At 47.4% G+C, this 14724-nt stretch carries 14 protein-coding genes; 7 read left to right on the forward strand and 7 right to left on the reverse strand.

Annotation, left to right across the window (positions count from 1 at the left end; translation table 11 throughout):
• Positions 1-28 precede the first annotated feature (28 nt).
• Genes PV783_RS00445 through PV783_RS00455 form a run of 3 tightly spaced genes read left to right on the forward strand, consistent with a single transcriptional unit; the run spans position 29 to position 2631 of the window.
• Positions 29-1312, forward strand: coding sequence for an MFS transporter (locus tag PV783_RS00445; RefSeq protein WP_111579943.1), 1284 nt, complete (start codon positions 29-31; stop codon positions 1310-1312).
• A gap of 41 nt (positions 1313-1353) precedes the next feature.
• Entirely contained in the window at positions 1354-2193 is an 840-nt protein-coding gene (locus PV783_RS00450; RefSeq protein ID WP_079473562.1) for an MBL fold metallo-hydrolase, read from the forward strand.
• Between the two features lie 57 nt (positions 2194-2250).
• Complete coding sequence (locus PV783_RS00455) at positions 2251-2631, forward strand: co-chaperone GroES (protein ID WP_235016102.1); 381 nt, start codon at positions 2251-2253, stop codon at positions 2629-2631.
• Between the two features lie 83 nt (positions 2632-2714).
• Here PV783_RS00455 and PV783_RS00460 read toward each other — a convergent pair whose 3' ends face one another.
• Together PV783_RS00460 and PV783_RS00465 are read right to left on the reverse strand one after the other, a co-directional pair.
• The gene (locus PV783_RS00460; RefSeq protein WP_079473561.1) at positions 2715-2918 is read right to left on the reverse strand and encodes a helix-turn-helix domain-containing protein; all 204 of its coding nucleotides are present in this window, start codon (positions 2916-2918) and stop codon (positions 2715-2717) included.
• Positions 2919-2939: 21 nt separating this feature from the next.
• A complete protein-coding gene (locus PV783_RS00465; protein WP_079473560.1) occupies positions 2940-3422 on the reverse strand; it encodes a DUF2975 domain-containing protein in 483 nt (160 codons plus the stop codon).
• 167 nt (positions 3423-3589) lie between these two features.
• Here PV783_RS00465 and PV783_RS00470 point away from each other — a divergent pair, with 167 nt between their 5' ends.
• Positions 3590-5143 (forward strand): helicase HerA-like domain-containing protein, encoded by a 1554-nt coding sequence (locus PV783_RS00470; protein ID WP_079473559.1) that lies wholly within the window; start codon positions 3590-3592, stop codon positions 5141-5143.
• Positions 5144-5193: 50 nt separating this feature from the next.
• On the forward strand, positions 5194-6240 hold the full coding sequence (locus tag PV783_RS00475; protein ID WP_420986849.1) for a Gfo/Idh/MocA family oxidoreductase: 1047 nt from the start codon (positions 5194-5196) through the stop codon (positions 6238-6240).
• Between the two features lie 176 nt (positions 6241-6416).
• Here PV783_RS00475 and PV783_RS00480 read toward each other — a convergent pair whose 3' ends face one another.
• Entirely contained in the window at positions 6417-8324 is a 1908-nt protein-coding gene (locus tag PV783_RS00480; protein WP_079473557.1) for a RecQ family ATP-dependent DNA helicase, read from the reverse strand.
• A gap of 213 nt (positions 8325-8537) precedes the next feature.
• Positions 8538-10640 carry a heavy metal translocating P-type ATPase gene (locus PV783_RS00485; RefSeq protein ID WP_420986850.1) on the reverse strand — a complete coding sequence of 701 codons (2103 nt, stop codon included), beginning with the start codon at positions 10638-10640 and terminating at the stop codon, positions 8538-8540.
• A 204-nt stretch (positions 10641-10844) separates the two neighbouring features.
• Here PV783_RS00485 and tsaE point away from each other — a divergent pair, with 204 nt between their 5' ends.
• Both tsaE and PV783_RS00495 read left to right on the forward strand, forming a co-directional pair.
• A complete protein-coding gene (gene tsaE, locus PV783_RS00490; RefSeq protein WP_420986851.1) occupies positions 10845-11282 on the forward strand; it encodes a tRNA (adenosine(37)-N6)-threonylcarbamoyltransferase complex ATPase subunit type 1 TsaE in 438 nt (145 codons plus the stop codon).
• Positions 11283-11324: 42 nt separating this feature from the next.
• Positions 11325-12542, forward strand: a complete 1218-nt coding sequence (locus tag PV783_RS00495) for an alanine dehydrogenase (protein WP_079473555.1) — start codon at positions 11325-11327, stop codon at positions 12540-12542.
• 71 nt (positions 12543-12613) lie between these two features.
• Here PV783_RS00495 and PV783_RS00500 read toward each other — a convergent pair whose 3' ends face one another.
• The 3 genes from PV783_RS00500 to PV783_RS00510 all read right to left on the reverse strand — a co-directional run bounded on the left by PV783_RS00500 (position 12614) and on the right by PV783_RS00510 (position 14674).
• A complete protein-coding gene (locus tag PV783_RS00500; RefSeq protein ID WP_079473554.1) occupies positions 12614-13414 on the reverse strand; it encodes an undecaprenyl-diphosphate phosphatase in 801 nt (266 codons plus the stop codon).
• 75 nt (positions 13415-13489) lie between these two features.
• On the reverse strand, positions 13490-13765 hold the full coding sequence (locus PV783_RS00505; RefSeq protein WP_079473553.1) for a DUF3098 domain-containing protein: 276 nt from the start codon (positions 13763-13765) through the stop codon (positions 13490-13492).
• Positions 13766-13801: 36 nt separating this feature from the next.
• Positions 13802-14674: a cell division protein FtsX gene (locus PV783_RS00510; protein WP_079473552.1), complete on the reverse strand. Its 873-nt coding sequence runs from the start codon at positions 14672-14674 to the stop codon at positions 13802-13804.
• Positions 14675-14724 lie beyond the last annotated feature (50 nt).

Consider the following 14724-nt stretch of genomic DNA (forward strand, 5'->3'; position numbering starts at 1 on the left):
ATTATCTTCGTGAAAAGCTAAAAGCTATATGAAGACTGCCAGTAAGAAAGTGATTAATGGCTGGGCAATGTACGATTGGGCCAATTCCGTGTACAACCTAGTTATCACCACTACTTTTTTCCCTATCTATTTTTTAGCGGTTACAGGCGAACACGTTTCCTTTCTCGGGATGAACTTTGTAAACTCCGCATTGTACAATTATTCCATGGCAGCCGCTTACCTGCTGGTAGCCTTTGCCTCTCCTATCCTGTCGTCTATTGCGGATACCAGGGGTAATAAAAAGAATTTCCTGCGCTTCTTTACCATAGTGGGTTCGCTCTCCTGCTGCGCACTTTACTTCTTCGACGGGGACCATCTCCTGCTGGGCGTAGCCTGCTTTATCCTTTCTACTATCGGGTATTGCGGCGGACTGGTATTTTACAACTCCTACCTGCCTGAAATTGCAGCGCCGGAAGACCGGGACCGGATCAGTGCCCGGGGTTTCAGCATGGGTTATGTAGGCAGCGTGATTTTACAACTGCTGGGCTTTGGCCTGGTGGTACTAGGACCAAAAATGGGCATGGGTAAAAGCCAACCGGTGCAGCTTACCTTCCTGCTGGTAGGTATCTGGTGGTTTGGCTTTGCACAGATCACGTTTGCCCGCCTGCCAAAAAGCATCGCTACAGCTACCAAACATACCGGCAGCGCATTCACAGAAGGATTTACAGAATTGCGGAAAGTATATGCCCAGGTAAAACAACTGCCTGTACTGAAAAGATTCCTGCGGGGATTTTTCTTTTACAGCATGGGTGTACAAACCGTGATGATGGCGGCTACCATCTTTGGTGGTAAAGTATTAAAGCTCCCTGATGAAATGCTGATCGTTACCGTGGTGATTATCCAGATTGTGGCTATTGCCGGCGCCTGGAGCATGGCCCGGCTTTCTACCCGGTTTGGTAATCTACGTGTATTGATTGCCGTTGTAATATTCTGGATAGGCATTTGTATTGCCGGGTACAAAATGCAAACAGCTATGCATTTTTATTTACTGGCCACTGCGGTGGGACTGGTAATGGGTGGTATCCAATCCCTCAGCCGTTCTACTTATGCCAAGCTGATGCCCGAAACAGAAGATACCACCTCCTTCTTCAGTTATTATGATGTTACCGAAAAACTGTCCATCGTAATTGGTATGTTTTCGTTTGCCTATATAGATGACCTTACCGAAGACATGCGGAATTCCGTGCTGGCGCTGGTGGTGTTTTTTGTGATCGGGCTGATATGGATCATTTCTGCCCTGCGCAAACAAAAGCAGCTGGCTGTAGAGAATTAGGTATCTTTCAAAGCAGAACTACCCGATAAAATTCAAGGATAATGAAATTATACACCATTGAAACAGGATTCTTTAAACTGGACGGCGGCGCTATGTTTGGCGTAGTGCCCAAAACCATCTGGAATAAACTGAATCCTGCAGATGAAAACAATTTATGCAGCTGGGCCATGCGTTGCCTGCTGATTGAAGACGGTAACCGCCTTATCCTGGTAGACAATGGCATTGGCGATAAACAGGATGCGAAATTCTTTAGCCATTATTACCTGCATGGAGATGCCACCCTGGATAAATCACTGGCGGCACATGGCTTCCACCGGAACGATATCACCGATATGTTCCTCACGCATCTTCACTTTGATCACTGTGGCGGCAGCATTATCCGCCAGGGCGACCAGCTGGCGCCGGCTTTTAAAAATGCTACCTACTGGAGCAATGAAGATCACTGGAAATGGGCTACACAACCCAACGACCGGGAGAAGGCATCTTTCCTGAAAGAAAATATCCTGCCTATCCAGGAAAGCGGTCAGCTGAAATTTATTAATCACCTGGAAGGCGTAAACTTTACGGATAATATTTCCATCCGGTTTGCCAACGGGCACACCGATGCCATGATGCTGCCACAGATCAGCTATAAGGGTAAAACCATTATATACATGGCCGACCTCCTGCCATCCACCGGTCATATTCCACTGCCCTACGTAATGGCGTACGATATGTTTCCGCTGAAAACATTGCAGGAAAAGAAAAGCTTTTTACAGGAAGCAGTGGATAAAGAATATATTCTTTATTTCGAGCACGACCCGGTAAATGAATGTTGTGTACTGCAACAAACTGAAAAAGGCATCCGGGCGGGTGAAACTTTTTCACTCAGCAGTATTTAAATTACTGTCAGTCTGTCACTATTATTGCTGCTGCATTATATTTGATAGATACAGTGCATGGCTATACACATAACAACAGATAATAAATTGAAAAAACTGATCGTTGTGGGCGACCGCGTGCTGATAAAGCCAGCTACTCCCCACGAGCGCACCAGCAGTGGATTATACCTGCCTCCCGGGGTTCAGGAAAAGGAAAAGGTTCAACGTGGCTATGTTATTAAAACGGGTCCGGGGTATGCTATCCCTGTACCGGTCGACAGTGACGATGCCTGGAAGCCGGAAGAAGAGAAAGTAAAATATATTCCGTTACAGGTGAAAGAAGGCGACCTGGCTATTTTCCTGCTCAGTGGTTCCACTGAAGTAGTGTACGAAGAAGAAACGTATTATATCGTACCACAGGCCGCTATCCTGATGCTGGAAAGAGAAGAAGATCTGTAGATCATCTTCTGTTATCTTATAAATAAAAAAATCTGCTAACGAATAGCAGATTTTTTTTTGTCTATCATGTATGAAAAAGCAATCTATTCCTTGTATTCCAGTATATCGCCCGGCTGGCATTCCAGTACCCTGCAGATCTCTTCCAGTGTGGAAAACCGGATGGCTTTTGCTTTGCCACTTTTTAGTATACTGAGATTTGCCATCGTAATACCCACCTGCACACTCAGCTCCGTCAGCGACATCTTCCTTTTTGCCAGCATCACGTCCAGATTGACGATTATCCCCATTGCATATTGTTATTTAGATCATTAAATGGTCAACGCCTGTTCTTCCTTCAGGCTTACCGCCCTTTCAAAAACGATGGCCAGCGCCAGGATCACCATAAAGGCCATCAGCAGTTCCCAGGTGGCGCCCAGTACGCTCAGCAACCGGAAATACAGCCGGTTGTTATACACCTTTATGCTATCGCCCGCTATCCAGGCAAAAACAATTTTAGTGAGCAGCAATCCCGATAAAACAAACAGGATTCCTTTTACCGCACTGAGATTTTTCCGGGAGATAATATCTTCACTCCCCGCGCCAATCAACAGCCGGAAAAGATACCAGGTCATTACCAGGTACAGTAAACCCAGTATGGTATTTTGAAGAACAGCCGCTTTTAAACCCGGCGTATCAGGGCTGAAACGCGATTGAAAAAAAGCAACACCATTAAAGATCGTGATGTAAACACTGATCAATACAGAAATGAGCAGCACGATTTTCAACGGGAGAAGATACTTACTGATTTTCATGTTACGCCCTGTTTAATACACCAAAGGTATTTTGATTTTATCGAAAAGCAAAATAAATTTATCGTTTATCAATAATTAATGATCGATAAACGGTACGTAAGCGCCGGTAATAATTTGAAGCTCAACCGCTTGTTGCTTTTTATTATCTTCATAAAAAAAATTACGTCATGGCCAATCAGGATGCATTTCTGGAATATATCAAAAGCGGCTATACTTTTAAAGGCGAGCATTTCAAGCTGGGTTGTGCCATGCTGAACGGTGAAGTAGTAACCGGGGCGGATGTTCTTCTGCCGCTTAAAACGCTTAACCGGCATGGTTTGATCGCCGGCGCCACGGGTACCGGTAAAACCAAAACCCTGCAGGTGATCGCCGAAGGACTCAGCGATGCCAGCGTACCGGTATTGTTAATGGACATTAAAGGGGATCTCAGCGGCATTGCTGCTGCGGGCAGCGACAATCCAAAGATTGCGGAACGTTACCAGAAAATAGGCGGCAGCTGGAGCCCTGCAGCCTATCCATCGGAACTGTTATCCCTCAGCCAGGAAAAGGGCGTACGCCTGCGGGCTACCGTCAGCGAGTTTGGCCCCATCCTCCTGTCGAAGATCCTGGAACTGAACGATACACAGGCCGGCCTCGTAGCCATGCTCTTCAAGTATTGCGACGATAACAAACTGCCGTTACTGGATCTGAAGGACTTTAAAAAAGTATTGCAATTTGCCGGTGATGAAGGCAAAGCAGAGCTGGAAAAAGATTATGGAAAGATCTCCACCACCTCTACCGGCACAATACTGCGTAAAGTAATTGAACTGGAACAACAGGGCGCTGAACTGTTTTTTGGAGAGAAATCTTTTGAAGTAGATGACCTGATGCGGATCAGCGACGATGGCCGTGGTATCATATCCATATTGCGTGTAAACGATATACAGGATCGGCCGAAACTGTTTTCCACCTTCATGCTCAGCCTGCTGGCAGAATTATACGCTACGCTTCCGGAAGAAGGCGACCTGGATAAACCAAAGCTGGTGATGTTCATTGATGAGGCGCATCTTATTTTTAATGAGGCCAGCGACGCTTTACTGAAACAGATAGACACCATCATAAAACTGATCCGTTCAAAAGGTGTAGGCATTTTCTTCTGTACTCAAAACCCGATGGATGTACCTCCTTCTGTGCTGGGACAGCTGGGTCTTAAAGTACAGCATGCCCTGCGTGCCTTTACCGCCAACGACCGTAAAACAATCAAGCAAACTGCGGAGAATTACCCGTTATCAGATTTCTATAAAACAGATGAGTTGCTTACCCAGATAGGTATTGGAGAAGCGCTCGTTACCTGCTTAAATGAAAAAGGTGTTCCTACCCCGCTTGCCGCTACCATGCTGGTATCGCCACGGTCACGGATGGATGTATTAACACCGGCGGAAATTGACGGACTCGTAAATAATTCCAAGCTGGTAAAGAAATACGGGGAGGAAATTGACAGCGAGAGCGCCTATGAAATCCTCACCGCCAAGCTGCAGGAAGCCGCCGATAAAACCGCCGCCACCGAGGCAGCGCCTAAATCTTCCGGGAAACAAAAACAGGAAAAGGGCGTTCTTGAGCAGGTGATGGATAGCTCTGTAGCCCGGCAGGTAGGCCGTACCGCCGCCAACATCATCACCCGCAGCTTACTGGGTGCGCTGGGCCTGGGTGGAAAAAGCAGTAAAAGTAAAAGCTGGTTTTAATTATGCAACGATAGCCATACGCTGTCAGTTTACATCAATATATCAAAAGTATGAGTAGAATTATTAAAACGGGCGTATGCTCGTACGGCATGTCTGGACAGATATTTCATGCCCCGTTCCTGCACGTAAACCCGGGATTTGAATTTACAGCGGTAGTGGAAAGAAGTAAAAACCTGGCGCAGCAACGCTACCCTAACGTTAAAGTATACACGAGCGTGGAGGATATGCTGGCAGACAAAGACCTGGAACTGATCGTAGTAAACACCCCCAACTACACACACTTCGATTTTGTAAAAGCCGCACTGGAAGCAGGAAAGAATGTTATTGTGGAAAAGCCTTTCACTGTACATGCAAAAGAAGGTGAAACACTTGCAGCCTTAGCGGCTGAGAAAGGTTTACTGCTCAGCGTTTACCACAACCGCCGTTACGACAGCGACTATAAAGTAGTAAAAGAAGTGCTTCAATCCGGTCAGCTGGGTGATGTACTGGAAGCAGAAATACATTACGACCGTTTCAAGGAAGAGCTGAGTTATAAAAAACATAAAGAACTGGGAGGCCCTGGTACCGGCGCCTTATACGACCTGGGTTCCCACCTGATTGACCAGGCCATTACCCTGTTTGGCATGCCAAAACGTGTATGGGCCGACATCCGTGTAATCCGCCGCGATTCTGTTGTAGATGATTATTTTGAACTGGTGCTGTACTATGATAACCTGCGGGCGCGTGTAAAATGCAACTACCTGGTGCGTGAAGCCCTGCCGGCTTACCAGCTGCATGGCCGCATTGGCTCCTTCATCAAAACCAAATCCGATATACAGGAAGCTCAACTGCAAAGAGGGCTTTTCCCCAACAGCCCCGACTGGGGCGCAGAACAGCCACATGAATGGGGTTTACTGCACACGGAGACTGATGGTAAAGTAGTAAAGAAATATGTTCCGGGTACTAACGGTAATTACATGGACTACTACCAGGGCATTTATGAAGCACTGGTGAATAAAGCCGCTAACCCGGTACCGGCGCAGGATGCCATTAAAGTGATCAAAGTGATTGAAGCTGCTTTTGAAAGCAGTAAAGAAGGCAAAGTGATTGATCTCTAACGCGAAGGTTGTCTTTCCCAGGATTAACCTGATTATACTGATTTAGGGATTTGATCATTTTTGATTTTAAAAGATTAGAGGAGATAAAAGTGGATATTCGCTTTTATCTCCTCTAATCTTTTAAAAAAATAAAATCAGTTTAATCAGGTTAATCCTGGGAAAGACAACCTTCGCTCTTACCGCGTGCAGGAAAGCCGCCCGGCCTCATCTCGCACTACAATGCCCTCTTCATTCAGGAACTGCAGCACTTCCATCAGGTCACTTCTTTTTACATCGGGCAGTTTGTTTTGCAGCATATTGAACAGCAGCGGTTCTTCTTTCAGCATGGTAATAACGTGATCGGATATACGCTTAAATCCCGCCGCATCCATTGGCTGTGATTTCTTTTTTAAACAGATATCGCATACGCCGCATGGTGTGGAATCCTTCTCCCCGAAATAGGCCACCAGTTGCTGTGTACGGCACATGTCACGGTTACGCACATACGCAAACATGGCAGCGAGCCTGTCGGCATAAACCTTTTTACGCACTTCCACCCTCGCCATATTGATGCGTAGGTTTTGCGCGGACACCCGCTCCTGCAGGAAGCATAGCTGGGGTTCGTCGCGGCGTGGCTGATAGTGCAGGATGCCGTATTGATGCAGCTGGTGCAGCTGTGCAGCAATGTCGTCATCTTCCATCAGCATGATGCGGCCTATCTGCCGTTCATAAATTGGTACCGCATTATCGAAGATGCCTTCGTAGGTACGCAGTAATGTTTTGATAATTTCTTCCAATGCCGGGTACGCGTTTTCAAACTCGTACAGGGATTCTTTGTTGGTCACAAATTCTGCCCGGGAAGGGAGGAATACGCTTTCGCTGAGCTGCAGCACGCCTTCCTGTTCCAGCAGGCGCACAGCGCTATAAGCAATAGTGAGGTTCAGGTGAAAGGTGCGGGCAAAATCGTTGATATCAAAATCGAAATACATGCCTTCTGCGCTGCCCACCGGCACCTGGAGATAGTTAACGATGCCCTGGTATACTTCACGGATCTGCTCCAGTGTGGGAAACTGCAACGCAATTCGTTCGTGCATGTCCGTTAGTTCCTCTTCATTATAGAGCAACACGGCATATGCTTTTTGTTCGTCCCTGCCGGCGCGGCCAGCCTCCTGGTAGTAAGCTTCCAGGCCGTCGGGCATATCGTAGTGCACCACTATGCGTACATCCGGTTTATCGATTCCCATGCCAAAGGCATTGGTACAAACCATGATGCGTGTTTCATTATTGATCCAGGCTTCCTGCCGGGCGGCCCTTTCTGCCTGTGGTAAACCGGCATGGTAATAACTGGCAGGGATACCCTGTAATTCCAGCAGGGAAGCAATTTCTTTGGTGCGTTTACGGTTACGGCAATAAACGATGCCGCAGCCGGGTACGCGGTCCAGTATATGTTTTACCTTATCAATTTTAGTGGATTCTTCCAGCACACTGTAAGAGAGGTTGGAGCGGGCAAAGCTTTTGGTAAAAACTCTGGCGTCCTTCATCAGCAGCTTTTCACAGATATCTGTTTGTACCCGTGGCGTGGCCGAAGCCGTGAGCGCCAGTACCGGCGCCTCGGGGAAGAAGCTGCGGATATCTGCGATCTGCAGGTATGCCGGGCGGAAATCGTATCCCCACTGGGAAATACAATGCGCTTCATCAATAGCCAGCAGGTTTACCGGGAGGCCATCACAATAGGTTTGAAAAAGTTTGCTTTGTAATCTTTCGGGAGATACATATAAAAACTTGCATCCACCGCGGCGGGCGGCTTCCAGAACTCTTTCCACTTCCTGGTAAGGCATACCGGAATAGATAGCATAAGCGGTGATCCCTCTTTTTTTGAGATTGGCCACCTGGTCTTTCATCAATGCAATGAGCGGGGTGATCACCAGGCATAGCCCTGGCTTCATCATGGCCGGCACCTGGAAACAAATGGACTTCCCACCACCTGTGGGCAGCAGGGCCAGTGTATCCTGTCCTTCCAGTACAGCATTCACGATATCTTCCTGTAACGGGCGAAACTGTTCGTATCCCCAGTATTGCTGTAATATGGCTACGGGCGTACTCAAATAAAAATTTAATGGTTAATGCGAAGATACGCGATTAGAGCGGATGTTGTCTTACTCAGGATTACGCTGATTTAACTGATTATATTTTCTTAAATGATTTTGGGAGATATAAGCGGGTATATTCACCTATATCTCCCAAAATCATTTAAAATCCCAAAAGTCAAATCCCTAAATCAATAAAATCAGCGTAATCCTGAGTAAGACAAAATACGCTTAGATCACATTTTTATACCGCAACCGGATGGAGTTCACGGCCAGCACCACATCGGAGAGGCCCATCACACCGGCGCCCACAATAGGGTTCAGGAACCCGAGGGCGGCTACCGGTATCGCCACTACGTTATAAATAAATGCCCAGAAAAGATTTTGTTTGATGGTGAGATAGGTATGTTTTCCCAGTCCCAGCGCCAGTGGCAGCGAGCCGAGGTTGTTATTGAGCAATACAACGTTGGCGCTTTGCATGGCCACCTGGGTAGCGTCGCTGAGGGAGATACCAATGGTAGCTTTAGCCAGTGCAGGCGCATCATTGATACCATCGCCCACCATAGCGGTAGGTGCGGTTTTCATGAGGGCGTCTATCTTCTGCAGTTTTTGTTCGGGCGATTGTTCCGCATATACTTCAGTAATACCCAGTTTGGCGGCCAGTTCCCGGCACTTGCGGGTGGTGTCGCCACTCAGTAAAATGGATTTGATACCGGATTGCTGCAGTTGTATAATCACCTGGGCGGCTTCGGGCCGTATTTCATCTGTAAAATCGATCCAGCCTGCCAGCAGCCCGTTCTTCAGGAGATACAGGTTATGGCTGTCATCTTCCGTAACACCATCTGCCATACGGAAAGAGCCTAACTGCCACTGGTTGCCGGCTTTATCGCTGGCACGCATACCAAGACCTTTATGTTCGCGTACCTGCTGCAGCGGCACTTCTCCGGCAGATTTCCAGAGCGAGGCAATAGAGCGGGCAATAGGATGGGAAGAATATTTTTCAAGACTGTAAACCACCTGTTTAAAATCTTCTTCCGGCATATCAAAAAAGCGGTATTCGCCCAGTTGTAACTTCCCGGTAGTGAGGGTGCCTGTCTTATCAAAAACTACCTGCCGGATATTCTTAAACATTTCCAGGGTATGGCCTCCTTTGATAAGGATCCCGTTGCGCGCGGCGCGGCCAAGTCCTACCATTACAGCGGCCGGTGTGGCCAGTCCCATTGCACAGGGGCAGGAAATAACCAATACGGCTACACTGCGCATCATGGCGGTGGCCAATGTAGTATGGCCGATGAAATACCATCCGAGGAAGGTAACCAGGGCTATGCCGAGTACCAGCGGCACAAATATGGCGCTGATACGGTCGGCCAGTTTCTGCATGGGTGGCTTATCGGACTGCGCCTGTTTTACCAGTTCTATGATGTAAGACAGCACAGTGTCTTTACCGGTAGCCGTAATGTATACTTTGATGCTGCCGTCTTCCAGTATGGTACCACCGATTACTTTGTCCTTTTCTTTTTTGCTGACAGGGGCGCTTTCGCCGGTGATCATGGATTCGTTGGCATGGCCGCTGCCCCAGTAGATGGTACCGTCCATTGGTATTTTATCGCCGGTGTTTACCAGTACACAGTCGCCCGTACGCAGGGTGCGGTTATCCACTTCGTGAATATGTTCGTGACCGTGATCCGTGTTAATGAGCCTGGCAGTGGTGATTTGTAAATGGGCCAGTTCTGCGATAGCGGAAGTAGTTTGTTTCACGGACCTTTCCTCCAGCATATTTCCCAGGAATACCAGGGTGATAATGGCTGCCGTGGTTTCGTAGAACATATAATCCGGGTTGCCGTATACTACGGTCCCTACGAAGCTGTATACAAAGGCTGCGGTGGCGCCCAGCGATACCAGCACGTCCATATTGGCCATGCGGTTGATGATGGAGCGTACCGCGCTGCGGCCGAAATGCCACATTCCCACAAGGTATACCGGCAGGGTAAGCCAGAACTGCACCCAGGGATGGTGTAACCAGGCCCAGCTGACCCACATATGCAACAGCAGGGGCAGCGTAAATATGAGACAAAAAATAAATTTGAATGTAAGGGTGGTATATATTTTCTTCTCTGCGGGTTTATCTTCCGGCATTACCACGCGGTATCCCATCTGGGTAATACCATTGAGTATTTCCGTTGAGTTGGCGCCTTCCGGTGCGGTGAAACTCACTTCTTCTGTGGCAAAGCTGACGTTAACGTCCTGCATTCCTTTTTTCTCCAGGTATTTGGAAACGCCGAGTGCACAACTGGTGCAATGCATTCCTTCCACCTTGCAATTAATAGCTGTCATCTGACATCTTTCCTCCTTATACAAAGTTAGCAGCGGATGAAATAGACAGGTAAAATATTAATGCAACGAAGCGGCAGAAGTGTCATAAAGGTATCCCGAAACAGGCCGGACAAGGGCTTTACCCGATTTTTGACGCATTGCTGCAACTTTTGCAAAATCTGGTGACAATCGCTTTTGCTTTCCGCTTTCTCCTTATTTTTGGGGATGCAATGGACATTTACGCTGGATCAACTGCCGGAAACTGCCCGGCAGTTCTGGGATCATTTCGCCGGTAAACAGGTTTTCACCCTTGAAGGCCCGATGGGGGCAGGAAAAACCACCCTGGTAAAGGCTTTATGCGCTGCCCAAGGAGTACAGGACGCTACTGCCAGTCCCACGTTTTCAATCATTAATGAATATGCCTACACCGACGCGCAGGGGGCGCCCCGTCGCATTTTCCACCTGGACCTGTACCGGCTCCGGGATGAAGACGACGCCATCAGCGCCGGCGTGGAAGACACCCTTTACCAGGACGCCATTTGTTTTGTGGAGTGGCCGGAAATAGTAGCGCATATGCTGCCGCCGGGTACCATTCACCTCCAGCTGGAGGTACAGCCGGATCAAAAAAGGGTCCTGCGCGAAACTGCTTCATCTCTCAAATGATGTATCTTTGAATACTTCGATTTAAAAAAACTGAACACGCATATGGAGCAGAGGCAAAAACCTGTAGTAAGTGCTGGGTTTACCTATTCACCGCTGGAAGAAACGTTGGATATTCCGCAGAAAAATTCCCGTTTGTTTATAGGTATCCCGAAAGAAACATCTTTCCAGGAAAACCGGATTGCCCTTACGCCCGATGCAGTCAGCATTCTAGCGGCACACGGACATCACATAGTAGTAGAACATAAAGCCGGCGACGGGTCGCATTATTATGACACCGACTATTCAGAAGCCGGGGCAGAAATTGTATACGACAAAAAGGAGGTCTTTAAAGCAGAGATCATTGTAAAATCCGCACCGCTGAACGATGAAGAAATAGAGCTGCTGCACCCGCACCAGATCGTTATTTCTCCCATCCACCTGGCTGCCCTGAAGGCGCCACAGGTAGAAAAAATGATGGATAAGCGTATCACGCTGTTGTCTTTTGAAAACCTGAAAGATGATGCGGGCACCTACCCTATTGTAAGAGCCATGAGCGAAATTGCGGGAGGCGCCTGTATGCTGATTGCCGGACAATACCTGAGCAACGACAACAAAGGAAAAGGAATCCTGCTGGGAGGAATTACCGGCATTCCGCCAACGAAAGTAGTGATCATAGGCGCTGGTATTGTGGGTGAGTTTGCAGCGCGTACTGCACTTGCATTGGGATCTTCCGTAAAAGTATTTGATAATAACATTTACAAGCTGAAAAGGCTGCAAAACAATATCGGGGTACGTGTATTCACCTCCGTTATCCAGCCCAAAGTGCTGGCAGAGCAGCTCCGCAATGCCGATGTAGCCGTAGGCGCATTATCGTCGCAAAGCGGGCGGACACCGATTGTTGTCAGCGAATCAATGGTAAGCAACATGAAAGCCGGCTCCGTTATTGTAGATGTGAGCATCGACCGGGGTGGCTGTTTTGAAACCTCGGAAATCACTACACACGAAAACCCGGTGTTTAAAAAGTACGATGTAGTACATTATTGCGTACCCAATATCCCGTCCGGATTTGCCCGTACCGCCTCTGAAGCCATCAGTAATGTGCTGATGCCTTTACTCGTGGAAGCAGCCGACGATGGCGGATTTGAAAACCTGGTGTGGATTAAACGGGGCGTACGTAATGGCATCTATCTTTATAAAGGTGCATTAACCAACTACCACCTGAGCGAGAAATTCAAGCTGAAATATACCGACCTGGAATTGTTACTGGCGGTGAAAGGATAACTCCTGGTAAAACATAAAAAAAGAAAGCGCCCTTCCGGACCGGAAGGGCGCTTTCTTTTTTTATGCTGAAGCTACACCTCGAGCTGGTAGCCCATTAATATAGCTGCTATGATGATAATACCTACCACAATACGATAGTATCCCCACATTTTAAATCCATACTTCTTCACTGCGCCGATAAAGAATTTAATAGCGCCCAAAGCTACCACGAAGGCCACGATATTACCAATCAGCAGCAGTTTCAGGTTTTCGGGATGCGCGGTCAGCAGCTCCTTCCCTTTCAGCAGTTTGTAGCCGGTGGCAGCTGCCATTGTTGGTACTGCCAGGAAAAAGGAGAATTCGGCCGACACACTACGGGACAGCTTTTGCTGCATACCACCAATAATGGAAGCAGCACTGCGGCTGGTACCCGGAATAAGCGCCAGGCACTGGTAAAAGCCTATACGTAAAGCAGTAAAAATATCTATTTTTTCTTCTGTGAGAATGGTGGGTTCTTTAAACCAGTTGTCTACAAACAAAAGGACGATACCACCTACCAGCAGCGTGATACCTACTGTTAGCGGGCTTTCCAGCATAGCGTCGATCTTTTTGCTGAAAAGGAAACCGAGGATCAGCGCCGGAACCACGGCTACGGCCAGTTTCAGGTAAAAGTTAAGCCGGTTTTTATCAAATACCAGGAATTTTCTCCAATAAAATACCACTACTGCCAGGATCGCTCCCAGCTGGATCACTACTTCGAATAACTTGGTAAATTCATCTTTACCAATACCCAGCAGCGCGCTCACAATGATCATATGCCCGGTGGAGGAAACGGGCAGGAATTCCGTTAGTCCTTCTACGATGGCAATAATGATAGCCTGAAAAACATTCATCGAATTTAATATGGTTAAAAGTTAAAAAAAAAGCGATGAGGGATCATCGCTGTTAAAATACTTTTATAGAAGCAATTATGCCTTCGGTTTCGGACGGTGCATAATAGCATACACTTCTATCACCAGGCCCAGTACAATAACGATGGGCGCCAGGGTGATTCTGCGGAAGCTATATACCTGTTCGGGTTTGAAGCTGTTGGGATCACTGGAATCTCCTCCCATCATAAAGAGGAAGCCCAGGATAATCACCACAATACCAGCCAGCATAAATTTGTAGTTTTCTTTTGGAAAAATAGGGCGGCTGTCGGCCAATGTGTTTTCTGCCTCCTTATTTAAAGCTGTTTTAGCCATAGTGTTTGGTATTATATCTTCGTTAAAGATTTAAAGTTAATACAGATCGTCCAGTTTCAGGCGCAGGTATTTCATCACGGAGCGGTGTGTGCTCACCAGGGAAATACTGATCCCGATAAGGATCATGCCTATAAAGAGGAATGCGATCATCAGGTTATCACGTAATCCTGCCAGTTCCGGCAATAATTTATCGGATACCGACATGATACCGATCAGCCCTGCGATAGCGATTACTGCGGCGATGGCGCCATTGGCAATACTGCGCAGGTCAAAGGGTTTGGCAATAAACCAGCGGGTAGCTCCCACCATTTGCATGGTTTTGATGAGGAACCGGTTGCTGAACATGGCTAAACGAATGGTATTGTCGATCAGGAATATCACCACCAGGCATAATAACCCGCTGATGATCAGGATAATTAATCCGATCCTGTTTACGTTTTCGTTCAGTTTGCTCACCAGCATACGCTGATAGGATATTTCCCTTACGATGCTTTGCTGCGACAGGTTATTTTCAATGACCTTCAAACTATCATTGTTTACATAATTGGCATTTGCCTTTATGTTGATGCTGCTGTACAGCGGGTTGTATTGCAACAGGGAGATAAAGTCCTCCCCGAAATCCTTTTTGAACCGCTGTGCCGCCATGTCTTTCGACACATATTCAATTGACTTAATATATGGCCTGTGGGCCATAGAATCGCGCAGGGCCGTGGCCTGTGCTTCTTTCACGTTATCCCGGAGGATGACCTGTATCTCTATGCTTTCCTTAAAATACACACTCAGCTTGTTAGCATGTATTACCACCAGACCCAATGTGCCCAGTAAAAACAATACCAGTGCCACACCAATGATGGAGTACAGGTAGGATGGTTTCGACTTCTTTGCTGATGATTTCCCGGATTGCGCCATTAATCTGCAGTTTATCGGCGAAAATAATAAAAATTAATAGTTATGTGTTT

Source organism: Chitinophaga sp. CC14, assembly GCF_048957795.1.
GTDB classification, from domain to species: domain Bacteria; phylum Bacteroidota; class Bacteroidia; order Chitinophagales; family Chitinophagaceae; genus Chitinophaga; species Chitinophaga ginsengisegetis.